This window comes from Fictibacillus sp. Mic-4 (assembly GCF_049843615.1).
GTDB classification, from domain to species: domain Bacteria; phylum Bacillota; class Bacilli; order Bacillales; family Fictibacillaceae; genus Fictibacillus_A; species Fictibacillus_A gelatini.
Genome location: NZ_JBBHZM010000002.1, coordinates 109846 through 131042, shown reverse-complemented (window position 1 = coordinate 131042; position 21197 = coordinate 109846). Strand labels below are relative to the sequence as shown.

Below are 21197 nucleotides of genomic sequence, written 5' to 3'. Positions count from 1 at the left end.
AATGGATTGGCTAACATTAAATCTGCAATTAAACGCGTAAAAACGAACGAAAAGCGTCGTGCCCATAATGCATCTATTAAATCTGCAATGCGCACAGCGATTAAAAACTTCGAAGTGAAAGTTGCAAACAACGATGTTGAAGGTGCAAAAGAAGCATTTGTTGTTGCGACTAAAAAGCTTGACAAAGCGGCAACTAAAGGACTTATCCATAAAAATGCAGCTTCTCGTCATAAATCTCGTCTTGCAAAATCATTAAACGGGATTACTGCTTAAATATGAAAGAACGACCTCTATTTAAAGGTCGTTTTTTTATTGCAAAAAAGCAACGGACGTTATGCTCCGTTGCTTTTTACATGATTCATTTCCATAATAATTAATTCTAATAGCAGCACTTTATCCATTTTTCCCGTCTTCATTTCGTAATCTGCTTCTGCCAGCCGGTCTAAAATCGACAATAATTCTTTTTCAGTGAATAAACGAGCTTGCCCTCCCGCAAGCTTTACCACATAAGGATGCAACTTTAACATGCTCGCGATTTGTTTTTCTCCATAGCCTCTCTGGGAAAGTTCCTTAACTCCGAAAATAATGCGGAATTGCCTTGCCATTAACGATAATATTTTGATCGGCTCTTCATTCTGGATTAAAAGGTCATAAAACGTACGTAACGCTTGATCAATCCGTTTATGTACAATGTCGTCAATGAGAGAAAAAATGTCTTCTTCAAGCGTTCTGCTTACAAGTTCATTAACTGTATCTACGGAAATTACCCCATTCTCACCAACATACAATACCATTTTGTCAATTTCCTGCGCCAGTAAACTTAATTCCGTGCCAATTTTTGAAATAAGGAATTGGGCGGCATCATTTTCCATTTGAACATTTTGTTCCGCCGCTCGATTTTTTGCCCAATCGCTAGCCGCATCATGACCAACGGATGAAGCATTAATCATTTCAGACCTTGCTTTTAATAATTTGACTATTTTCTTTCGTTCATCTAGTTTTTCGTAAGGTGCAACAATGATGAATATCGTATAATCAACAGGATGATTGACGTACTGTTCAAATGATGTCAAATCATGTTCCACTTTGCTTTTTTCTTTTGCGCCTGTTAAAAAAATTGCATTTTTTAAAATGACAATGCGCCTTTCGCCCATAAAAGGAAGTGTTTCCGCATCTTCAACCGCCACCTGGATTGGCGTCTCCTGATAGTCGTAAACAGATAAATTAAAATCTTTTTCTTCATCATTTAAAACGGCCTTCTCTATAGACGATAGCGCCTCATCGATAATGTATCCTTCCGTTCCGGTAATAAGATAAAATGGGGCAACTTTCTGTTGTTTTAATTTTTTTACTATATTGGACAGTGACAATGTCTTCACCTCTACATTAATCGTAGTCGTTCTGCCACATTATTTCAAGATAAAAGAAGGAATGGCTTTCGCCATCCCTTCATTTATAATAAACGCTAACCGCCAAGACCCCGGGACTCCCGACCGTTAGCGAATTATAGCTTCTTATATGTTAGGATATCCTATGCAAATTCAATCTATTGGTGACAACTCTTAGCAAAAAAGGAAGAACAAATTTAAAAAGCCGAAACTTTGCATCTAAAGCCGGAGACCAGATATCGGATCTTCTAATTTTCCATTTTTGTTTATGGATTTTTATGAAAAAATAGCTTATACTAAAATCGAAATAGGAGGGGTCTGAAAAATGAATGAATTTGAAAAAGACGTTCAATGTAAACGGAATGATTTAATTGATGCCGGCAATGGATTTACGTTTTCCTTTCTTTTCTTTACGATCATTTTTGCAATTGGTGTACTTATGAAAGCTTTAAGTTAATACTAAGTTCATACATAAAAGGGATCCCAATAGGTTCGGATCCCTTTTTACTTTTTTGTTGTTATAATTTTCATTCTTTTCCCTTCAAGTTTAAATGATATATCGCCTGATTCATCCGTTCGTATAATAGTTGTACCTTGCTCTTTCAATCGCTTTAAAACTTCTTCATGAGGATGTCCATAGCGGTTATTTTTCCCGGCCGAAATAATTACATAATCGGGTCCGATATGCTTTATCAACTCAAACGATGAAGAAGTTTTACTGCCGTGATGTCCTGCCTTTAAAACATTTACTTTAAATGGTTTTGTATCCTGAACGATACGTTTCTCTCCACTCTTTTCAAGATCTCCCGTAAATAAAAAATAAACGTTTTCGATCCTGGCATAAATTACAATTGAGCGATCATTCGATTTTTCTTCATTGCCATAAGGCGATAAAATGAAGAATTGATCGTTACCTTCTTTCCAGGACAATCCCTTACGTGCCACTTGGATAGGGATATGTTGATTGACTGCATATTGCAACACCTTTTTTTCCACTTTTTCTTTAAGTTTTCCTGTTGGATACAATACCTCTTTGACATTCAATTCAGATAAGATAATGTTTGCCCCGCCGATATGGTCGAGGTCGCCATGTGTTAAAATCAATTTGTCGACCGCGCGGATCCCTCGCGACTTTAATGCGGGAAGTACAACTTGTTCGGTAACGTTGTACTCTGATTTTTTCTCTTCCCATTTCTCTTCTTGAAAAGAAACCGTCCCCCCTGTATCAATTAAATACACACCTTTTCTAAAAGGAAGCTCAATTAATATGCTATCCCCCTGGCCAACGTTTAAAAATGTTACGTTCGCAAACGGAAGTAAAAAAGGATAAAACCAGTGTAAAAGAAGCACTAAACTAATGGCAGAGACCGGCCGCACAAGTTTTTTGCTTACTCCGTTTGCTTCCCATTGGATGAGATAATATAGAATGGCGACATAGTACAAAAGGAGAAAGAAAATAGGCGGTTTGCCAAAAATAAAAGTTCCCGTATGTTCAGTCATATAAAGAAGAAATTCGCTGGACAAGCGAATGAGGTACTTGAGCAAGATGACAAGTAGATAGCTCACCTGAGGAATGATGAGATGGATGATGAATGTTACAATCGAAAAAGGCAAGATAACAATTGAAATTAATGGGATATACAATACATTTAGCGGAATGGACCAAATAGAAAATTCGTAAAAAGAGTAAATAAGAAGTGGAAACGAGATCAATTGACATAAAAAAGTAGTAGCGATTAGCTTCGAAAGAAAATAGCGACAATGTTTCATAATCGAATTCGCTGAAAGCAACAAGCCCATCGAAATTAAAAAAGAAAGCTGAAAACCAAGATTGAAAACAAAATACGGGTTATAAAGCAGCATTAGAAGACAAACAAAGCTAATCGCTTCTAAAGGGTGCATTTTCCATCTTAATCTAACAAAAAGAAGGACAAATATACTCATCGAACCGGCCCGTATAATCGATGCCTCCCCACCCGTTAAAAGCATATAAACCGGAATAATTGCCACAATTAGATGGATAGCTGCCTCCCGTGTTAGTCCTGATCGAATACATACAAAAAAGAAAGCCGCCGCTAAAATAGCAACATTTGAACCCGATACGGCAAGAATATGAGTCAGCCCCATTTGCTGATAAGCGTTGATTACTTCACGACTAATCCCATTTCTATACCCAAAAATGAGGGCATTCATAAGTCCTGACATCTCTTCAGGAAAATTCGTTTCAATGTAACGAATGCCGCTTTCTCTAATTTTCCATATTTCATCGAATCGATCCGGATTGGAAAGAGTGCAATTGGACAGGCGAACGTTTGTCGTTTGAACGAGCCAATGAATATGTTCCTGTTTTAAATAGAGCCTGTAATCCATTCCGGCAAAGTTTTCTTTTGCCCGCGGTTCTTTTAATCGTCCCGTAAATGAACAGATCATGCCCATTTTAAGGCGTTTTTTAAGAAGTCTTTGTTCAGATTCTGAATGAATCGAATGGTTTACCTGGAGGGTTTCGCTTTGAACTTGAAATCGAAAGGTTAAAAAATTGCCATTAATTTCAGGAATCGAAGCGATTGTTCCTTTAAATGAAGTGGTTGAAGGAGATAAACCCGTATGATTATGAGTATCGATGAACTGAAAGTAAGCGTAGAACAAGAGAAAAAAACAGATGCAGATTGTCGTTTGTTGCGGGGAATATTTTTTTAAAAAATAAAAAGGGGCAATTATAAAAATTGCCCAAAACCATTCGAATCTTGCAGACACAATTCCGAAAATGGCACAAAGAGCATAAACATATAAGTAGGGAAACATATCGTATTAATTCGGAAAAAGTTGGTTCGCTTTTTCCTTGAATTTTTCATATTTTTCCCCGCTTGTTTGTTCTTTCAAAGCTTCAAGCAATTCTTTAACTAATTCTGCCTGTTCTTTATAGGCCGGGTGAAGTTGATATTCATTAAATTCTACTTGCTCCAAGTAGACGCCGGCTTCTTTAAATTGCTCAATCGCATATGGATGATTTTTATAATCTTTCGCATAATATATTTTTTTTATGCCGCTTTGAATGATCGAACGACAGCAATGTAGGCATGGAAAGTGGGTAACATACATTTCCGCTCCGGCAGTTGGGACACCAAATTTTGCACATTGCAAGAGGGCATTCATTTCGGCATGGATGGTGCGGACACAATGTCCGTCAATGACATAACAGCCTTCATCAATACAATGAACTCCACCAGAAATCGATCCATTATATCCTCCGGCAATAATTCGTTTATCTCGAACGATGGTAGCTCCAACCGCCAGCCTTGTACATGTACTTCGATAGGAAAGCAAGTGGCTCTGGGCCATAAAATATTCATTCCAAGAGATTCGGCTCATTTTATCTCCTTTCTTCCATAAAAGCTTAGGTCACTTCTATAAGTGTAGAATGGGCTCGTCTTACAGTCAATTTTTTTTCTTTGCGTTTTAATTTATCGTAATTTCATCTTTCATTTTTTCTAACGACTTTTCTCCGATTCCAGTAACATTTAATAAATCTTCAACTTTTTGAAATGGCCCGTTTTCTTCGCGATAACTAATGATGGCGGCAGCTTTTGCAGGACCAATTCCAGTAATTTTTTGCAACTCTTCCGCTGTAGCGATATTGACATTAATTTTCGCCGATTGACTTTCATTTGCCCTGGTGGCATCAGGTTCGGAGGGGGTTGAATGCTGCACTTCCCCCTTTTTCGGGACATAAATGACCATTTCATCTTGAAGGACGGCGGCTAAATTAACCGCTCGTTCATCCGCTTCTTTTAGAAAACCGCCGGCCTGGTGAATCGCATGAATTGTACGGTCTCCAGCGCTCATTTTATAAACGCCCGGATGAACAACGGCCCCTTTAACATCGACCATAATTTCTTTTCCATTTTTCCCGTGTAAAGATGAGGCATTCGCTTTCGACTTATTGCTGATCGTTTTCTCTCCCGATAACTCAACCGGCAGTGTATTTTTTTCTTCTTTCGTTGCCGTTTTTGATACAGCAAAAATAAAAACAACGAACAATAAAAGACCTGGAATAATGTAACGGAGATTTTGCTTGAACCACAATTTCATCTCATCCACCCTTTTTTAAACATAAAAGAAAGTTTCCCGTCATACATTTGAAGGTAGAAATAGCAGGGGAAAGGAGGAGCTCGTTTTGAATATCGGAGTAATAGGCACTGGTAATATGGGAAGCATGTTGATTTCTTCCTTTATCGATTCTTCAGCCGTTGCGCCCCCGCAGTTGATGATCACAAATCGAACGATTTCGAAAGCGGAGCGTTTAAAAAGAACATATCCTGGAATCCAAATTACTTCTTCAATTGAAGATGTCATAAACTTTGCCCATATTATATTCCTCTGTGTTAAACCGCATGAGTTTTATCCTTTATTGTCCAAGCATAAAAGCAACATTTCAAAAGACCAATTGATCGTCTCGATTACTAGTCCCATTACGTGCGAACAATTAGAAGATGAATTAAGCTGCAACATTGCAAGGGCCATCCCAAGCATTACGAACCAGGCACTTTCTGGATCATCTCTTATCACTTTCGGAAAAAATTGCAGTGAAGACTGCCGAAAGAAGCTGCTTCAATTAATGAAATCCATCTCTAATCCGGTCATTATCGATGATTCTATTACGAGAATTTCATCCGATATTGCCAGTTGTGGGCCCGCATTTATCGGGTTCATCGTTCAATGCTTCATCAAAAGCGCAGCAAGCGAAACAAACATTTCGGAAGACAAAGCGACAAAATTGGCCAGCGAAATGCTCATTGGGCTCGGAAAATTGTTGGAAAAAGATATTTATACATTCCCTACTCTTATCGAAAAAGTTTGTGTAAAAGGCGGTATAACGGGAGAAGGCATAAAAATATTAAACGAGGAAATCGGTGATGTATTTAATAAACTGATTGCCCGCACGCATGAAAAATACGATGAAGAACGGGAGAAAATTAGAGAACAATTTAAAAAAATATGACCCGTCGATTATTTTGATTCGACATAAACATTTATTTTCCTTCTAAAAAACCAAAAAACCATCAAAAAAATATTTGATGGTTTTTTTAGAAAAACAGGCCCGCGATGGTTGCAGATAAAATAGAAGCTAGAGTGGAACCGTACAATAACTTTAGTCCGAACTTTGCGACGATGTCCCCTTGATTTTCGCTTAATGCTTTAACGGATCCTGTAATGATTCCGATCGAGCCAAAATTCGCAAAGCTGACTAAAAAGACCGATGTAATCGCAAGCGTTTTTTCAGATAGCGAATGTGCCATTTTCCCAAGATCACCCATAGCGACAAATTCATTTGTTACTAATTTTGTCGCCATCACACTTCCCGCTTTGACCGCTTCTGCCCATGGAATGCCCATTAAGAACGCAATTGGCGCAAATACATATCCCAATAGATTTTGGAATGAAATCCCAAAAATAAAATCGAATAAATAGTTGATTAAATTGATTAAGGCAATAAAACCGATAAGCATCGCCCCGACAATGACCGCTACTTTAAATCCGTCCATAATGCTTTCGCTAATCATTTGAAAAAAGGACGGCTTTTTTTTGTCATGATCGACAATCAATAAATCTTCTTCCTCTTTTAAATCGTATGGGTTAATTATATTGGCAATAATTAAGGCCGACAATATGTTAAGCACTATGGCCGTTACAACATACTTTGGAGGAATCATTGTCATATATGCACCGACAATGGCAATACTAACGGCACTCATAGCAGAAGTACATAATGTATAAAGACGCCGTTTCGAAACATGCGGCAATTGTTCCTTTGTCGTTAAAAAAACCTCAGATTGCCCTAAAAATGCGGAAGAAACCGCGATGTAGTTTTCCAGCTTGCCCATTCCATTCACTTTGCTTAACAAGAGCCCTACATATTTAATAATTAGAGGAAGAATTTTAAAGTAATTCAAAATGCCGATTAAAACCGAAATAAAAATAATCGGTAATAAAACATCCAAAAAGAAAGTGGAAACCCCTTTATTTTCCAGTCCTCCAAAAACAAAATCGACACCACTGATCCCAATTTTCATTAATTGGTCAAAAGCTTTCGATATTGACCGGATGATTGCTACCCCTATCCTCGTATTTAATAAAACAAATGATAATACGAGCTGGATGACAATCATAACTGCAATCGCTTTATATTTAATTCCTTTCCGATTGTAACTTGCTAAAAAGGCTAGTATGAAAACGAGAGCTAGGCCCGTCAGAAGAAAAACGACACTCATTTTTATCCTCCTCTATCGCGTATGCCTTCTTTCTTTAGAATGCGTCTTTTTCACCTTAAAAATGCAGCGATAGATTTCTTCAAAACAAAAAACCATCAAAAAGATGGTTTTTCTGCTTTTTTCGCGACAAAAAATAATCGTTCGGATTGATGATCCGGTGGCGTTTCCAAAAAATCGGCCGTTACTCGTTCGACAACAAACCCTGCTTTTTGAAGCAAATGTTCGTACGTTTCTATCGAAAATGTACGTTGAATATGTATTTCATCAAATCTTTCATAATACGCTCCATCTTTCTGGACAAAGAAGCTTAATTCATGTTCAATGCTATCCGGCAACTCGCCATCAAAGCATTGCCAAATATAGGATAGATGTTCTTCGTTGCTCCCAAATGTATTCCCCGAAAAAATATGGTGAATTTTATAAAGCGAATGGACATCAAATAACAGTTTGCCATCCATATGTAAATGGTTATAGATCGATTGAAAGGTTTGATAAACATCTTCTTCAGATAGAAGATAATTTAACGAGTCACAAAAAATAACCGCAATGTCATGAACCCCTAATCCGTCAAGCTCCCGCATATCCTGGTGAAAGAAACGAACGTTTAATTTTTGATTTTCCGCTTTTTCTCTTGCCATTGCCAGCATGTCCTCGGATAAATCAACAGCCGTAACATCAAACCCCTTTTCTGCCAGACGAATCGATACGGCCCCTGTCCCACAGCCGATATCAAGAATGCGGGCGGCTTTGCAATCCGCCGTACGTTCCAAAAAATCAATCCACTTTTCATAAGGAGCATCTTGCATCAGCCGATCGTAATAATACGCAAATTGTTGATAACTCATACAATCTCCTTTACGAAAGCATTTTATTAATATTTAGCTGAGGCGCATCACCCCAGAGTTTTTCAAGATTATAATAGGAACGATCATCACGATGAAAGATATGTGCAACTACATCGCCTAAATCAACAAGAACCCATCTTGCCTGGTCAAATCCTTCCATTCGGCGAAGAGGAATTTGATGTTCCATCGATACATCCTTTAATTCTTTCGCAATTGCCTGAACTTGTTTTTCAGAATTCCCATGACAAATTAGGAAATAGTCCGCCACTAATGAAATTCCCTTCATATCAAGGACGATAATGTCTTCTGCTTTTTTATCATCAACTGTTTTTACGACAAGTTCAACTAGTTCTTGTTCCTTCATTACGTTTCCTCCCGTTTTTTTATGGTGGAGATGAAATCATTATATGTATCTACCGTTAAAGGGTAAATCAGCTGATTTTGTCTCATAAGAAATTGCATCGTATTTTTCAAAGCCTGGGTGCAGGCCTTATCTAAATTTTCAAATGCAAGTTGCCTTACTTCTTCGACACCCGGAAAACGTCTGCCCGGCTCAATGTAATCCGCAATAAAAATAATTTTCTCAAGCAAATTCATACCTGGTCGGCCCGTTGTATGATAACGGATCGCATTTAAAATCTCTTGATCATAAATACCCACTTCCCGCTCGACAAGATAGGCTCCAACAGGAGCATGGAGCAATTCCGTTCCGAATTCGAGCAAGTCAAGCGGCATTTGATTGTCGCGGACAATTTGCCGCATTTCTTCTTTTGGGCGGAATTTGGCATAATCATGAAAAATAGCGGCTATTTCCGCCTTTTTTTTATCCGCATTGTAATGTTCAGCCAATTTCACCGCTGTATCAACAACGCCTAACGTATGTTCATAGCGGTGGTCGGTTAGTTGCCGCTTTACTAATTCAAGTGCTTTTTCCCGCTCCATAAAGTTCACTCTCCTCAATAAACCCTCTCACTTCATCCGGCACTAAATATTTTGTGTTTTTCCCGGTGGCGAACCGCTCTCTTATCATGGAAGAAGATATATCAAATAATGGAACCGTCAGCAATTTTACTTGATACGGATTTTCAAATTGGTCCACGGGATAATTTTGGCGATTCACACCGATAAAGGTAACTAACTGTTTTAACTGATCGATTTTATGCCAGCTATGTAAGGTATAAAGCATATCTCCGCCCATAATGAAAAAAAAGTCATGATAAGGATACCTCTTCTTTAATTCTTTTATCGTATCAATAGTGTATGAAGGACCTTCCCTTTCAAACTCGATTAATGAAAGGGCAAATTGCTCATTCGTTGAAATCGCCCGCTTAATCATTTCAATTCGCGCTTCATTGCTCGCAAGATCCTTCGTTTCTTTATGAGGTGGAATGTTTGTTGGGATCCACCAGATTTCATCAAGGGAAAAGGCGGCCAATGCTTCCTGGGCAATTAATAGATGGCCGTTATGAGGTGGGTTGAACGTCCCACCTAAAATACCGATTTTCGCCATTTTCTGATTATCCCTCTCTCGCTTTGCCAGTTACTTACGGAAGTTCGATTTCTTTATTATTCACTGATTCCTTATATAAAACAATTGTATTCCCGATAATTTGAACAAGCTCCGCTTTTGTTCCTTTGACTAAAGCTTCAGCCACTGTTTCGCGGTCCTCTTCACAATTTTGAAGAACGCTCACTTTTAACAATTCTCGCGCTTCTAATGCTTCATTTATTTGTTTGATCATATTTTCGGTCACGCCGCCTTTTCCGACCTGAAAAATAGGATTGAGATGATGCGCTTCGGAACGCAAATACCGTTTTTGTTTACCTGTTAACATAACTTCCTCCTAATTGCTTTATTACCGTTTCTTTCATTAAATTGACATTTGGCTTCCTTCCGGTCCAAATTTCAAACGCCAGTGCCCCTTGATGAACGAACATGGACAGTCCGTTATCGATAATAGCTCCTTTTTGTTCTCCAAGTTTAAGCCATTTCGTTTTTAACGGATTATAAATAATATCTGATAAAACCGTGCCTTCGTTTAACCTTCTTAAATCTAGCGGAATCTCATTATAATTAGGATGCATTCCAATTGGCGTTGTATTCACAACAATATCAAAACGGCTGAGCATATGCTCTGCCTCTTGAAGAGTAAGGGCATTTCCGTCTCCTTTTAAGCATTCCTGGATAATTTTTTCAGCCCGCCGGGTTGTACGATTCGCAATCACGATCGACATCGGTTGATGCAAATATAATGAATGCGCAATCGCCCTTGCAGCCCCTCCCGCCCCTAATATAAGAATGTGGCTTTCAGAAATTGGCTTTATTAATTTTTGCTTAAGCCCGTTGACAAAGCCTTTGCCGTCTGTATTGTAACCGATTAATTTCCCATCCTTTATATCGACCGTATTTACCGCTCCGATGGCTAAAGCTTCCTCATCGATTTCATCTAAAAACGGCATCACTGTTTCCTTATGTGGGATGGTTACATTAAATCCTTTAAAGCCGTTTGCTTGAAAATAGCAAATGATATCTCCTAGCTTGCCGGGCTCGACATTAAACTTTTCATATTTGTAATTTAAATCGAGTTCCCGAAACGCCGAATTTTGCATTTCCGGCGACAAGGAATGATGGACCGGGTATCCGATTAATCCAATATTCATGTTCTCCCCCCTATATAAGTGATCTTCGAATGGTGACAGCCACTCCTTCAGGCGCGTACGCTGCGATTTTCGCTCCCGCCTCGGGAACCGTGATCCAACCTAAACCTGACAAAACGATGTCTGTCTTTCCTTCTTTTATCATAAACTCATGCCGTTTTAAAGGAGGAAACGATTCAGGGTCGGAAGGAGGTGTCAACATCCCGCCGAGGTGACGCTCGTAAAGATCGTTTGCGTTTTCCAATTTCGTCCGATGAATTTTAATATCATTTGATACGTGGCAAACAAAAGATCTTCTATCGCCCTTTATGTAATCAAAACGCGCTAATCCGCCAAAAAACAAAGTTTGTCCTTCATTAAGCTGATAAACAATCGGCTTAATTTCTTTTTTCGGCATAATCGTTTTCAATTCGTTTTTATTTACAAAATGAGCCATTTGATGATGATTAATAATACCCGGCGTATCAAAAAGCGTGCTTTCATCATCCAGCGGTATGTCAATTAAATTTAATGTTGTACCCGGAAAATGGGACGTTGTAATAAGCTGATCTGTTTCAGCTCCAAATTGTTGAATGAGCCGGTTAATGAACGTCGATTTCCCAACATTCGTACAACCGACAACGTACACGTCTCTTCCATGACGATGGCGATCGATGCTTTCCGCCAATTCATCAATCCCATATCCTTTGCTTGCCGAAATTAAATGGACATCTGCCGGTTTCAACCCAAGCTCTTTTGCTTCTTTTTTCATCCAATGTAAAAGACGCGTTTTATTGACCGATTTAGGAAGCAAGTCCACTTTATTGCCAACAAGAAGGACTTCATTTTTCCCAATATACCGCTGCAATCCAGGGAGCCAACTTCCATTGAAGTCAAAAATATCTACGATTTTTACAACAAGAGCATTTTGTTCTCCGATTCCCATCAATATTTTTCGATAATCATCATCCGTCAAAGAGACATCCTGAATTTCGTTATAATTTTTCAAGCGAAAACATCGTTGGCAAATAACAACATCGCGTTCAAGTGAAGAAGGCGGCGCATAGCCAAGAGCGTTTTTATCTTCTGTTTGGATCGTAACCCCACACCCGATACATGTATACTGCTTTTCCAATCGTTATTCCTCCCAATGAATCATGCCTTTTCGTTTCATTCGTGCAAGTAAAAAACGCTCCATTTGCCGATTGAATCTTGTCCATATTCCATCTGTGCTTGCAACCGGGACAACAAGAATTGTATGGAGACCGAGCCTGTTTCCCCCTAACACATCGGTCAATAATTGGTCACCGATCACGACAACTTCTTCGCGTTTTAATTTCATATCGGATAGCGCCTGTTTAAAAGCTCTCGACATCGGCTTTCGTGCACTATAAATAAACGGTATTTCTACCGGATTTGAAAATGAACTTACACGTGCCTGTGTATTGTTTGAGACAATGGTAATTAAAATCCCTTTCTCCTTAATAGCCTTAAACCACTGAATTAATTCAGGGGTTGCTTCAGGCCGATCCCATTCAACAAGGGTATTATCTAAATCTGTAATAATTCCTTTTATTCCTTTTTCCACGAGCTTCTCTGGTGAAATATCTAATATGCTTTTCACATGCTCATTCGGCAAAAATTGTTTTAACATTTTTACAGCACCTCTAAAGTGAACTTCGACTTTACTTAATTATTTTACCAATAAATATTCCACTTACAACTTTTTTTACGATGGATTCAGGATTAGAACAAAAAGTTTTCGACAATTTCTTTGCTTCTTCAACCTTGTGGATAACTTTGTACACATACTTTCAATAAGGTAGTCCTTACATCATTCATGTTATTAACGGGTTACTCACAAGTTATCCACTATTTATTGTGGATATTCGAACGATTGTTCTTGTTCCCATTTCATGTTAATCTACAAATAAGAAATAGTACTTACTATTTTATGCTTACCTCGTACAGGTAATGTTAAAAACAAATAATTTTTTACGTCATTTAAAAGAAGTAAGGGAGGTGAAGTTGCCGCCAGCGGCATACCTTATGGAAAATTTATCTGACGACTTATTAATTGAATCCTATTATAAAGCGAAGGAACTCCGGCTTAGTTCAGATTTTATCCAACTTATCAGACAAGAAATCGAGCGTCGATCATTGCAAAATAGGCTTATCAAGACTATACCGTAACAAAGTCCATTATGAAAGTAATGGACTTTTGTTTCGTATTTACCCCTTTCAAAATTGACAAATATAACATATAATGAAATGAAACCAAATATATTTCCTAAAAGATGCTCTCCATCCCTTATTAAAAGAGAGTAAAAAGGGAGTGTGATGATGGATGTTTATGATTGAAAGAGAGCGTGTAGATTCTACTGTGAAAAAAATGAAAGGTCAAACGGCTAATGTTTTAACAATTATTAACCTTTCGCTCGGAGCTCTGGCACTATTATTTATTTTTAAAGATGCGTTAAAGGTTGGATTTATTCTTATTTTTCTAGCTGGCTTATTTGACCGATTTGACGGAATGGTTGCACGCAAGCTAAACATTGAGTCCGAATTCGGGAAACAATTGGATTCCCTCTGTGACTTAATATCATTTGGGATTGCGCCATCTTTTTTAATTTATGAGGCAAGCTTGCATCAATTTGGCGTACCAGGCATTATTTTTACGATTTTATTTATCGTTTGCGGTGCCATTCGTTTAGCACGATTTAATATAACCGAATTTACCGGATCGTTTGTCGGTGTTCCTATCACCGTTGCAGGTTGTATTGTTGCCATGAGTTTTTTATTCATCAATTTTTTGCCTACTGTTTTCTTCATGTTTTTAATACTCATTATGGCTTTTCTCATGGTAAGTAATATTTCGATCAAAAAACGTTAAAAACCATGACCAAATTTATTTTGGTCATGGTTTTTCTTTTTATCTGGTTAATTCTAAAAACTCTTTCACATCTTGTTCCGCAAGCTTGATGCCTTTCGTCCAGAATTCCGGTTTCGTTATGTCTTCATTTAAATGCTTCAATGCAAGCTCCTCGACCGTCATGCTTCCGGTATCCCGAAGAAGGGCAATGTATTTATCCTCAAAGCCTTCCCCCTCTTCTTTTGCTTTCGCATAAATTGAGGCGCTGAATAAATAGCCGAATGTATAGGGGAAGTTATAAAATGGCACATCCGTTATATAAAAATGAAGTTTCGAAGCCCAGAAATACGGATGATATTGATCAAGGGCACCGCAATAAGCTTCTCTTTGCGCTTCAAGCATCAATTCATTTAACCGCTCAACCGGGACAAGGCCTTTTTTCCTTTCTTCATAAAATCTCGTTTCAAATAAAAAACGCGCATGAATATTCATAAAAAAGGCGACAGCGTTTTGCAATTTTCCTTCCAATAATGCAATTTTTTCTTCTTTCGATTTTGCTTTTCCTACTGCGGCGTCAGCAACAACCATTTCTGCAAACGTAGAAGCCGTTTCCGCCACGTTCATCGCATAATTTTGCGCAAAATAAGGCATATCTTTCATCACATATGAATGAAATCCATGGCCTAATTCATGGGCAAGCGTTGAAACATTATCCGCTGTACCAGAGAACGTCATAAATATCCGCGACTCCTGTTTAAGCGGAAAACCAGTACAAAAACCTCCCGGACGTTTTCCAGAACGATCTTCCGCTTCAATCCAACCGTTTACAAAAGCGATTTCAGCGAACTTTGCCATTTTCGGGCTAAAGGCAGCAAACTGTTCAATGATGAAATTAGCAGCCTCATCGTACGTCATTTTACTGCTTGTTTTTGAAATCGGAGCCTCCACATCATACCAGCTTAATTTTTCAATTCCTAATAGCTCAGCTTTCTTTTTGAGATACTCGACAAACACTTCTTTGCTTTTCACGATGGCTTCCCACATCGCTTCAAGGGTTTTATCAGACATTCGGTTAATCGAAAGAGGTTCTTTCAAAACAGATGACCACTCGCGATTTTTGTAAACACTGTTTCTAAAGCCGGAAATATGATTTAATGCCTCAGCGCAAAATTCCGCTTCTTCCTCCCACGCCTTGCTGTAGCTTTGAAAAACGTGTTCACGCACTTTTCGATCCGGGTCAGTCATCCGATTTTCCGCCTGGCCGATTGAAAGGGATTCCTCTTTTCCTTCGATTTTTGTCTCAACCGTCATTCTTCCAACAACCCTATCATAGAGCGTTGACCAGCTATGGTAGCCATCAACTGATAGATCGTTGATTAATGCTTCTTGTTCAAAAGGAAGCTTATCTGCTGCGTTTTTTCGGCGCTCTTTCAACGAAAAGCCAATTCCTTTTAACGATTCAGTTTCTGTGAGCGCTTTCCAATCGTCTTCCTCAATTTGCATGATTGCTTCATCAAGCATTACCATAATCGTTTCAAATTGAGCAAACATCGCTTCTAATTTTCCACGGAGAGATAAGGCGGCTTTATCTTTTACATTTTGCGCGGCTAAACAGCCTACATAGGAAATGCATTCAGATAGTAACATTGATGTTTGTTCAATGTTTTTTATGAACTGGATAAAACCTTCTTGAGAATATGTAAAATCTTTTATCGTGCTTTTTAACGTTTCGATTTCTTGTTCTGCTTTCGTTATAGCTGCAAGCAACTCTTTTGAATCGCTTCCACCTGGAAAAATCGATTCAAGATCCCAGCTTTCGCGTAACCCTTCGATGATCAAGATGGTTTCCTCCTTTTAAGTTCCAAGTCTTTTTCCATTATAAGAAATATTCAAATAAAAATCGAGATAAATTTTTAGTAAAAAATGTTTTTAACAGGGGTTTACAAATAGTGAACTAATGGTTATAATTGGTGCGTAGCATAAAATATTGGAAAAGAAGGAGGTCGAACAAAATGATGAAGTTTTTACAATTTCAACAGATGTACAATTGGATATGAGCTTTTTGTTCGGCCTTAAGCGGGCGTAGAATGCTTTTTTAATGAATGAGAAAAAGTTAGCCACAGGACGAACGATGCCTGCGGTTTTTTTGTGCCTTTTTACGATTTGCCGCAGGGGGATCCTGTGGCTTTTTTGCGTTTTTTCTTATAGTGTATGCTACTTAACCTTTCAGCTTTTCCGGGAATTGAAAAGCGGCTAAAAATTCGTTAAAGGAGGAGTACAAATGATGAGCAGAATTGCAGTACTTGCATGGATTTTAACGGAGAAAGATTCGACCTGAAAGGCAAATAAATGGGTAAAGGAGGGAATCGTATGTTACATTTAAACTTATTCTTTGTAACTATTAGCATTTCTGTACGGAAAAAAGAAATGTCATATGAAGAATATTTGGATAACAAACGTATCGATCGTTTATATGAATCGACGCGTGAAAAAATGAATCGTTCAATGACCATATTTTAATAAAATCACCTGCCGATTTTTGGCAGGTGATTTTATTTTAAACCCATGTTGTTAGCTGATTAATGTCTAATCGCTGTGTAGGACGGGCTGGTGCAGCCGCTTTTCCAACCGCTATAAGCATGACTGGCACGTAACGAGAGGAAACGGAAAATTCTTTCATAAATGCTTCACTATTGAATCCGCCCATCGCAACAGTACTATATCCTTTTGCCTGCGCTGCAAGCATTAGTTGCATTGCAGCAAGTGAAGCATTGCTAAATGCCGCATCTCTTGCATATTGTTTGTTTTCATATGCACCCGCAATTTGACGCCCCAATGTTTCCTTCACTTCATTTGTAGCCATTCCTGCTTGAATGTCCATATCTATTACAAGATCAAAATTTTTATTCGCCTCAAGGTCTCCTAATACAGCAATGACCGCAGACGCATCAACAACTTGTTGCTGATTATACGCAATCGGCAAAAGCTTTTGTTGAACATCATCTCCGTGAAATACCATGAAATGCCAGTGTTGTAAATTCCATGCTGATGGCGCATGCATCGTTAGTTCGAGCAATTCTTCAATATCGTCCTTACTCATTTTGAAGTTTTTATCATAAAGACGAACAGAAGCTCTTTCTTTTGCAACGGTAAAAAAGTCTTTTGCTTTTGTAGCAGAGATTGTCATTTACTTACCTCCATTGATTCCTCTATTTAAAAGTTACTTATATATAATGACTTAATAATTAAATTTAAGTCAAATAATTTGCTTCTTACTATATTGTACCCTGACAACGTTACACGTCCTCAGCGAAATAAATTCCAGTATCGCACATATCTTATCTTTCCACCCTTCATTTTAGAACAAATTCGCCAAAGCAAAATTGTTCTTTGTACAGACACGGCCTAGCCCAGAATGACATAGAGTAAAAACGTAGAACAAAACTTAAAGGGGGTGTCATGATGTCAGGTTTACTTGCCGTGTTTGCATATTTTTTTAAAGAAGTGATGCTATTTGTCTCCTACGTCAAAAACAATGCATTCCCACAACCTTTGTCAGAAAGTGAAGAAAAAAGGTACTTAATTGAAATGGCTGAAGGTGATGAAGTTGCCAGAAGCCGCTTAATTGAACATAACTTGCGGTTGGTCGCACATATCGTAAAAAAATTCGAAAATACAGGAGAAGATACGGAAGATTTAATTTCTATCGGAACGATCGGCTTAATCAAGGCGATCGAAAGCTATTCACATGGAAAAGGGACGAAATTGGCAACATATGCAGCCCGGTGTATTGAAAACGAAATTCTTATGCATTTACGGGCACTTAAAAAGACAAAAAAGGACGTTTCCTTGCATGATCCGATCGGAACTGATAAGGAGGGGAATGAATTAACACTTACTGTTTATCTGTGCTTTTCAACTTTTTTCTTCTATTTTATATATTCTTTTTTCACTAAGTTCAAAAACTCATTAACTGAAATTGTTTGAAAAATTTTTAATGGCTGCATATCAATTTTGTAAACGTGATCCGTGAGAACCCAAATATAAGGAAAAAACTTTTTGCCTTTTGGCTGCCACTGTTCAAATTTCCATGACTCGCCATAAAAATATTTTTTGTATCGTTCTATTTTTGCGTCCATGACCTTTTGAGAATATAACGTCCGCTGTATCTCCACATAGAAAGGGGAGTTTTGCCAGATCATAAAGATGTCAGGCTCTATTGCTCCCTTTTCTCCTACCTTTGGTTCGATTTCAAAAGTGGAAGGTTTTTTGTATCGGCATAATTCAATATAAAAATCAACGATTGCTTTGAAGTGCAGTAATTTTGATGAATCTTTTTTAATTGGCGCGGGATTCACGAAATAATTGTAGGGATGTACCGTTGTATCTGCAGTAACGTAACCATCGCGCCTTAATCGCTTCATTACACTATTGCATACATCTACTTTCTTCTTTGTGTTGTTAAAATGCAACTTAATCAGCTGATCCCTGGAAAGAACCCGAAACATTTTGAGATCGTTCAAAATCGCTTTGTCTCTTTCCCTCATCATCCTCTACCTCCAGTAAGTTGAATTCAAATGGCGGCAGTAGATCGGCGAATGTTTCCTCTTCTACTTCATCCGCCTTAATATCTATAACTTCATCATTAACGTTCACTTGATGCTTCCGAATCTTGATTTTCTCTAATAATTCCTTTGCGGGTTCCAGGTCTAAAAAAGGAGCTTGCAGTTCGGTGATTTCGACATTTTTAATATAGAATTGCCCTGGACGTTCTAATTTAGATGCGTCTTCTTTCGTACCGCGGCCAAGCGTAATATCAGAATTAATTTTGTCTGAATGTTGGAATGCAAAACGAACGGTTAGATTGTTTTTGAGTTGACCCTCCATAATCTTTGCATCAGGTCGCTGTAGCGAAAGGATAAGGAATACGCCGAGCGCTCGACCAATGCAGCTTATTTCTTCGATGATCGCCATGATCTCTTTTTCTTTTTTCAGCAATGCAAACTCATCAATGCAAAAGACGATATATGGCTTTTTTTCAACGTCTTTCAGCTTGTTAAAATCATCAATGTGAGCCACTTCGTAAGCGTCAAGTAGATCTCCTCTTTCCTGCATTTCTTTTTGGAGACGTACGCAGCAACGATAAATATCCTCTTTTCTTGTCATTACCGCCTTTACGATATCTATGTGGCGGAAGACGTGAAATTCGGAACGTTTTAAGTCTGCCAGGTAAAGTTCCAACCCCTGCCGCTTGTGTAAAATGAGCGAGGTTAGTATGCTGCGTAGAGTAACTGACTTACCGGACCCAGTTTCGCCGGCGATTAAAAGATGCGGGTGCTCCACCATGTCATACACATGCAGGTTCCCTTTTAAATCCTTCCCTGCAAGAATCGGAAGTTTCGACTTTTCCATCTCCTCTGCGAATTCCTCATAACTATAGTTGTACGTTGTCTTCTGTAATTCTTGATACACTTCAAGAACAAACTTTTCCGTATCTCCCCGCAATTCGATATTTCCAAAGACCTGTTTAAAGATATACTCCTTCTTCTTGAGGTCTGTTGGATCAAGACCCACTGGCAATGAAAAAACGTACTGGATTCGACCAGGCGGAAAGCGAATGTCTAAAATTTTTGGAAAGGATGTCAGCTGTCTTTTATTACGCTCGAACCTGAAACAGATATCAGCTGTCCGAAACAAATTCATTAGTTTGGTTCGGTGGAATCTCTTTCTGATGACATTTACCATAGTGGACACCACACTGCGAAATAAACAAGTATCCCCGCAAAAGTTACAGGGAAAATAAACCTTCCCACATGAGCTACCCAATCAGCCTGGATGTGCTTATTGTTTTTCGCAAGTGCTCTTTCTAGCGTAGCAATGCTGATCGCAACTAATCCGATTCCTCCCATCACTAAATAAGCATTAGAGACAAATTGCGGTGTGTTGATAATTCCTTGTAAAGTGACTCCGCCTATCCATGCGCTTCTTAAAACTACGTCCTTTCTTTTTTTCTTTTTTTGAACTTTCTCCCCTTTCATAAATTGTCTGAAATCTAATATCTCTCGCCGCATAAAACTCCCTCCCTCATTCTTCGCATGCTCGTTTTAACAGATCTTGATTTTGCTTTATTTTTGGCCTTTTTGCTTGTATTACTGTGGTAGATATACTGTGGTAATTATTTTGGTAGATACCGAGGTAATTGTCATGGTAGTTACCGTGGTAACTACCTTGGTAAAGATTATGGGCGGCGGGCTTGCCCGTTGTTTGTCCGGAAATAAAAAAATTTAGAGGACAAACAAAATTTTTATGGAATAAAGTTATAGGGTGATGCAAATGGAAATAGAATGCAAATTAAAAGAGCTGTTAAAGGATAACGGAATAAAACAAAGCTATATTGCAGAAAAAGCTGGGATAACCCAGGGAACTTTAAGTATGATTGTTAGAGGGAAATCCTTGCCAACGCTTCCAGTTGCTTTTAAAATTGCAAGTGTGATCGGAAAACCGATTGAAGAAATTTGGGTGAGAAAAGGGGATTAAAGATGAAGAAAGTAAAAAAATTGTTCATAGGGGTTTTAATAATAATTGGTATTATCAGTATTGTTGAAAATTTAAAACAAGAAGATAAGAAAGAGGTAAAAGAAACCACTGCCGCGACAAATAACCAGGAAAAGAAACAAGAAGAGGATAAAAAAGAAAAGACTGTTTCAAAAAAAGAAAAACCTAAACTATCTCAGGAAGACATTATAAAAAAGAATATTAAAGCTATTGTAAAAGAACAGAATTCCTCCATTAAAATTAAAGAAATTAAAGTAAATAAAAATTATGGGCTGAACGATGGAAGCTATATAGTGTTACCATATCTAAAATGGGATGCTGCGAATACCGCCAAAACAACAAAAAAACTGCTGGATATGTATAGTGAAGACCTAGCAGCTAAACTTGCAAAGGAAACAAAAATAAGTGAAATCACTGTATTTTGGGAAGCTCCTTACCTTGCGGAAAGCAAGAATATAGCTAAATACACCTATTCGAGAAGTGAAAAGGATATGGTGAAAGAGGAAACGTGGTACGATCCGTGGACAAAAATGAAGCAACCTTAATGGGGAAGCTCACCTTTCGGCAAGGTGAGCTTTTTTGTATCGGAAGTCCTACCCTCCATGTACTTTTTATTCTACGTTCCTCTTTT

General features: G+C 38.2%; 25 protein-coding genes and 2 pseudogenes. 9 read left to right on the top strand and 18 right to left on the bottom strand.

The window, feature by feature from the left end; genetic code table 11:
• Positions 1–6: 6 nt before the first annotated feature.
• Positions 7–273: a 30S ribosomal protein S20 gene (gene rpsT / locus WD019_RS03360; RefSeq protein ID WP_026676365.1), complete on the top strand. Its 267-nt coding sequence runs from the start codon at positions 7–9 to the stop codon at positions 271–273.
• A 59-nt stretch (positions 274–332) separates the two neighbouring features.
• Here the strand turns inward: rpsT and holA are convergent, their stop codons facing one another.
• Positions 333–1370, bottom strand: a complete 1038-nt coding sequence (holA, locus tag WD019_RS03355; protein ID WP_026676366.1) for a DNA polymerase III subunit delta — start codon at positions 1368–1370, stop codon at positions 333–335.
• A gap of 343 nt (positions 1371–1713) precedes the next feature.
• Between holA and WD019_RS03350 the strand changes: the two genes are divergently transcribed.
• On the top strand, positions 1714–1845 hold the full coding sequence (locus tag WD019_RS03350; RefSeq protein ID WP_026676367.1) for a YqzM family protein: 132 nt from the start codon (positions 1714–1716) through the stop codon (positions 1843–1845).
• 47 nt (positions 1846–1892) lie between these two features.
• Here the strand turns inward: WD019_RS03350 and WD019_RS03345 are convergent, their stop codons facing one another.
• The 3 genes from WD019_RS03345 to WD019_RS03335 all read right to left on the bottom strand — a co-directional run bounded on the left by WD019_RS03345 (position 1893) and on the right by WD019_RS03335 (position 5477).
• On the bottom strand, positions 1893–4190 hold the full coding sequence (locus tag WD019_RS03345) for a DNA internalization-related competence protein ComEC/Rec2 (protein ID WP_051291242.1): 2298 nt from the start codon (positions 4188–4190) through the stop codon (positions 1893–1895).
• A 6-nt stretch (positions 4191–4196) separates the two neighbouring features.
• On the bottom strand, positions 4197–4757 hold the full coding sequence (locus WD019_RS03340; protein ID WP_425710668.1) for a ComE operon protein 2: 561 nt from the start codon (positions 4755–4757) through the stop codon (positions 4197–4199).
• 87 nt (positions 4758–4844) lie between these two features.
• Positions 4845–5477 carry a helix-hairpin-helix domain-containing protein gene (locus tag WD019_RS03335; RefSeq protein ID WP_425710667.1) on the bottom strand — a complete coding sequence of 211 codons (633 nt, stop codon included), beginning with the start codon at positions 5475–5477 and terminating at the stop codon, positions 4845–4847.
• A gap of 85 nt (positions 5478–5562) precedes the next feature.
• Here WD019_RS03335 and comER point away from each other — a divergent pair, with 85 nt between their 5' ends.
• Entirely contained in the window at positions 5563–6387 is an 825-nt protein-coding gene (comER, locus tag WD019_RS03330) for a late competence protein ComER (RefSeq protein WP_026676370.1), read from the top strand.
• 85 nt (positions 6388–6472) lie between these two features.
• Here comER and WD019_RS03325 read toward each other — a convergent pair whose 3' ends face one another.
• The 9 genes and pseudogenes from WD019_RS03325 to WD019_RS03285 form a co-directional block, all read right to left on the bottom strand.
• Positions 6473–7657, bottom strand: a complete 1185-nt coding sequence (locus tag WD019_RS03325) for a NupC/NupG family nucleoside CNT transporter (RefSeq protein ID WP_026676371.1) — start codon at positions 7655–7657, stop codon at positions 6473–6475.
• A gap of 95 nt (positions 7658–7752) precedes the next feature.
• Positions 7753–8502 (bottom strand): class I SAM-dependent DNA methyltransferase, encoded by a 750-nt coding sequence (locus WD019_RS03320; RefSeq protein WP_026676372.1) that lies wholly within the window; start codon positions 8500–8502, stop codon positions 7753–7755.
• A 10-nt stretch (positions 8503–8512) separates the two neighbouring features.
• Entirely contained in the window at positions 8513–8866 is a 354-nt protein-coding gene (gene rsfS, locus WD019_RS03315) for a ribosome silencing factor (protein WP_026676373.1), read from the bottom strand.
• Complete coding sequence (gene yqeK, locus WD019_RS03310; RefSeq protein ID WP_425710666.1) at positions 8866–9444, bottom strand: bis(5'-nucleosyl)-tetraphosphatase (symmetrical) YqeK; 579 nt, start codon at positions 9442–9444, stop codon at positions 8866–8868. Before yqeK ends, rsfS begins: the two co-directional genes overlap by 1 nt.
• A complete protein-coding gene (locus WD019_RS03305) occupies positions 9422–10012 on the bottom strand; it encodes a nicotinate-nucleotide adenylyltransferase (RefSeq protein WP_026676375.1) in 591 nt (196 codons plus the stop codon). Before WD019_RS03305 ends, yqeK begins: the two co-directional genes overlap by 23 nt.
• A gap of 34 nt (positions 10013–10046) precedes the next feature.
• Entirely contained in the window at positions 10047–10337 is a 291-nt protein-coding gene (gene yhbY / locus WD019_RS03300) for a ribosome assembly RNA-binding protein YhbY (RefSeq protein WP_026676376.1), read from the bottom strand.
• Positions 10324–11163 (bottom strand): shikimate dehydrogenase, encoded by an 840-nt coding sequence (aroE, locus tag WD019_RS03295; RefSeq protein ID WP_425710665.1) that lies wholly within the window; start codon positions 11161–11163, stop codon positions 10324–10326. Before aroE ends, yhbY begins: the two co-directional genes overlap by 14 nt.
• Positions 11164–11173: 10 nt before the next feature.
• Positions 11174–12274 (bottom strand): ribosome biogenesis GTPase YqeH, encoded by a 1101-nt coding sequence (yqeH, locus tag WD019_RS03290; protein WP_026676378.1) that lies wholly within the window; start codon positions 12272–12274, stop codon positions 11174–11176.
• A 3-nt stretch (positions 12275–12277) separates the two neighbouring features.
• Positions 12278–12796 (bottom strand): annotated as a pseudogene (locus tag WD019_RS03285) (YqeG family HAD IIIA-type phosphatase); the annotation flags it as partial.
• Between the two features lie 392 nt (positions 12797–13188).
• Between WD019_RS03285 and WD019_RS03280 the strand changes: the two are divergent.
• Both WD019_RS03280 and pssA read left to right on the top strand, forming a co-directional pair.
• Positions 13189–13332, top strand: coding sequence for a sporulation histidine kinase inhibitor Sda (locus WD019_RS03280; RefSeq protein WP_081412580.1), 144 nt, complete (start codon positions 13189–13191; stop codon positions 13330–13332).
• A gap of 154 nt (positions 13333–13486) precedes the next feature.
• On the top strand, positions 13487–14032 hold the full coding sequence (pssA, locus tag WD019_RS03275) for a CDP-diacylglycerol--serine O-phosphatidyltransferase (RefSeq protein ID WP_425710664.1): 546 nt from the start codon (positions 13487–13489) through the stop codon (positions 14030–14032).
• Positions 14033–14071: 39 nt separating this feature from the next.
• Here the strand turns inward: pssA and WD019_RS03270 are convergent, their stop codons facing one another.
• A complete protein-coding gene (locus tag WD019_RS03270) occupies positions 14072–15850 on the bottom strand; it encodes a M3 family oligoendopeptidase (RefSeq protein ID WP_425710663.1) in 1779 nt (592 codons plus the stop codon).
• Positions 15851–16381: 531 nt separating this feature from the next.
• On the opposite strand from WD019_RS03270, the gene WD019_RS03265 reads away from it, so the two are divergent.
• The gene (locus WD019_RS03265) at positions 16382–16531 is read left to right on the top strand and encodes a YrzI family small protein (protein WP_161627193.1); all 150 of its coding nucleotides are present in this window, start codon (positions 16382–16384) and stop codon (positions 16529–16531) included.
• Positions 16532–16568: 37 nt separating this feature from the next.
• Here WD019_RS03265 and WD019_RS03260 read toward each other — a convergent pair whose 3' ends face one another.
• Positions 16569–17198 carry a nitroreductase family protein gene (locus WD019_RS03260; protein WP_035349997.1) on the bottom strand — a complete coding sequence of 210 codons (630 nt, stop codon included), beginning with the start codon at positions 17196–17198 and terminating at the stop codon, positions 16569–16571.
• A 275-nt stretch (positions 17199–17473) separates the two neighbouring features.
• On the opposite strand from WD019_RS03260, the pseudogene sigK reads away from it, so the two are divergent.
• A pseudogene (gene sigK, locus WD019_RS03255) lies at positions 17474–17908 on the top strand (RNA polymerase sporulation sigma factor SigK); the annotation flags it as partial.
• Between the two features lie 32 nt (positions 17909–17940).
• On the opposite strand, the gene WD019_RS03250 reads toward sigK, so the two are convergent.
• The 3 genes from WD019_RS03250 to WD019_RS03240 all read right to left on the bottom strand — a co-directional run bounded on the left by WD019_RS03250 (position 17941) and on the right by WD019_RS03240 (position 20082).
• Positions 17941–18483, bottom strand: coding sequence for a replication-relaxation family protein (locus WD019_RS03250; protein WP_425710662.1), 543 nt, complete (start codon positions 18481–18483; stop codon positions 17941–17943).
• A 1-nt stretch (position 18484) separates the two neighbouring features.
• The gene (locus WD019_RS03245) at positions 18485–19516 is read right to left on the bottom strand and encodes an FtsK/SpoIIIE domain-containing protein (protein ID WP_425710661.1); all 1032 of its coding nucleotides are present in this window, start codon (positions 19514–19516) and stop codon (positions 18485–18487) included.
• A 233-nt stretch (positions 19517–19749) separates the two neighbouring features.
• Positions 19750–20082 carry a hypothetical protein gene (locus tag WD019_RS03240; RefSeq protein ID WP_425710660.1) on the bottom strand — a complete coding sequence of 111 codons (333 nt, stop codon included), beginning with the start codon at positions 20080–20082 and terminating at the stop codon, positions 19750–19752.
• Between the two features lie 262 nt (positions 20083–20344).
• Between WD019_RS03240 and WD019_RS03235 the strand changes: the two genes are divergently transcribed.
• Together WD019_RS03235 and WD019_RS03230 are read left to right on the top strand one after the other, a co-directional pair.
• Positions 20345–20548 carry a helix-turn-helix transcriptional regulator gene (locus WD019_RS03235; RefSeq protein WP_425710659.1) on the top strand — a complete coding sequence of 68 codons (204 nt, stop codon included), beginning with the start codon at positions 20345–20347 and terminating at the stop codon, positions 20546–20548.
• A gap of 2 nt (positions 20549–20550) precedes the next feature.
• Positions 20551–21111, top strand: coding sequence for a hypothetical protein (locus WD019_RS03230; RefSeq protein WP_425710658.1), 561 nt, complete (start codon positions 20551–20553; stop codon positions 21109–21111).
• Positions 21112–21197: the final 86 nt, after the last annotated feature.

Coding starts and splice junctions, on each gene's coding strand:
- WD019_RS03280 (WP_081412580.1), top strand. CDS start 13,189: ATGGAAAATTTATCTGACGACTTATTAATTGAATCCTATTATAAAGCG.
- WD019_RS03240 (WP_425710660.1), bottom strand. CDS start 20,082: ATGCGGCGAGAGATATTAGATTTCAGACAATTTATGAAAGGGGAGAAA.
- WD019_RS03305 (WP_026676375.1), bottom strand. CDS start 10,012: ATGGCGAAAATCGGTATTTTAGGTGGGACGTTCAACCCACCTCATAAC.
- WD019_RS03260 (WP_035349997.1), bottom strand. CDS start 17,198: ATGACAATCTCTGCTACAAAAGCAAAAGACTTTTTTACCGTTGCAAAA.
- yhbY (WP_026676376.1), bottom strand. CDS start 10,337: ATGTTAACAGGTAAACAAAAACGGTATTTGCGTTCCGAAGCGCATCAT.
- WD019_RS03340 (WP_425710668.1), bottom strand. CDS start 4,757: ATGAGCCGAATCTCTTGGAATGAATATTTTATGGCCCAGAGCCACTTG.
- WD019_RS03235 (WP_425710659.1), top strand. CDS start 20,345: ATGGAAATAGAATGCAAATTAAAAGAGCTGTTAAAGGATAACGGAATA.
- pssA (WP_425710664.1), top strand. CDS start 13,487: ATGTTTATGATTGAAAGAGAGCGTGTAGATTCTACTGTGAAAAAAATG.
- WD019_RS03345 (WP_051291242.1), bottom strand. CDS start 4,190: ATGTTTCCCTACTTATATGTTTATGCTCTTTGTGCCATTTTCGGAATT.
- yqeK (WP_425710666.1), bottom strand. CDS start 9,444: ATGGAGCGGGAAAAAGCACTTGAATTAGTAAAGCGGCAACTAACCGAC.
- WD019_RS03350 (WP_026676367.1), top strand. CDS start 1,714: ATGAATGAATTTGAAAAAGACGTTCAATGTAAACGGAATGATTTAATT.
- aroE (WP_425710665.1), bottom strand. CDS start 11,163: ATGAATATTGGATTAATCGGATACCCGGTCCATCATTCCTTGTCGCCG.
- WD019_RS03325 (WP_026676371.1), bottom strand. CDS start 7,657: ATGAGTGTCGTTTTTCTTCTGACGGGCCTAGCTCTCGTTTTCATACTA.
- WD019_RS03230 (WP_425710658.1), top strand. CDS start 20,551: ATGAAGAAAGTAAAAAAATTGTTCATAGGGGTTTTAATAATAATTGGT.
- WD019_RS03335 (WP_425710667.1), bottom strand. CDS start 5,477: ATGAAATTGTGGTTCAAGCAAAATCTCCGTTACATTATTCCAGGTCTT.
- WD019_RS03265 (WP_161627193.1), top strand. CDS start 16,382: ATGTTACATTTAAACTTATTCTTTGTAACTATTAGCATTTCTGTACGG.
- WD019_RS03320 (WP_026676372.1), bottom strand. CDS start 8,502: ATGAGTTATCAACAATTTGCGTATTATTACGATCGGCTGATGCAAGAT.
- rsfS (WP_026676373.1), bottom strand. CDS start 8,866: ATGAAGGAACAAGAACTAGTTGAACTTGTCGTAAAAACAGTTGATGAT.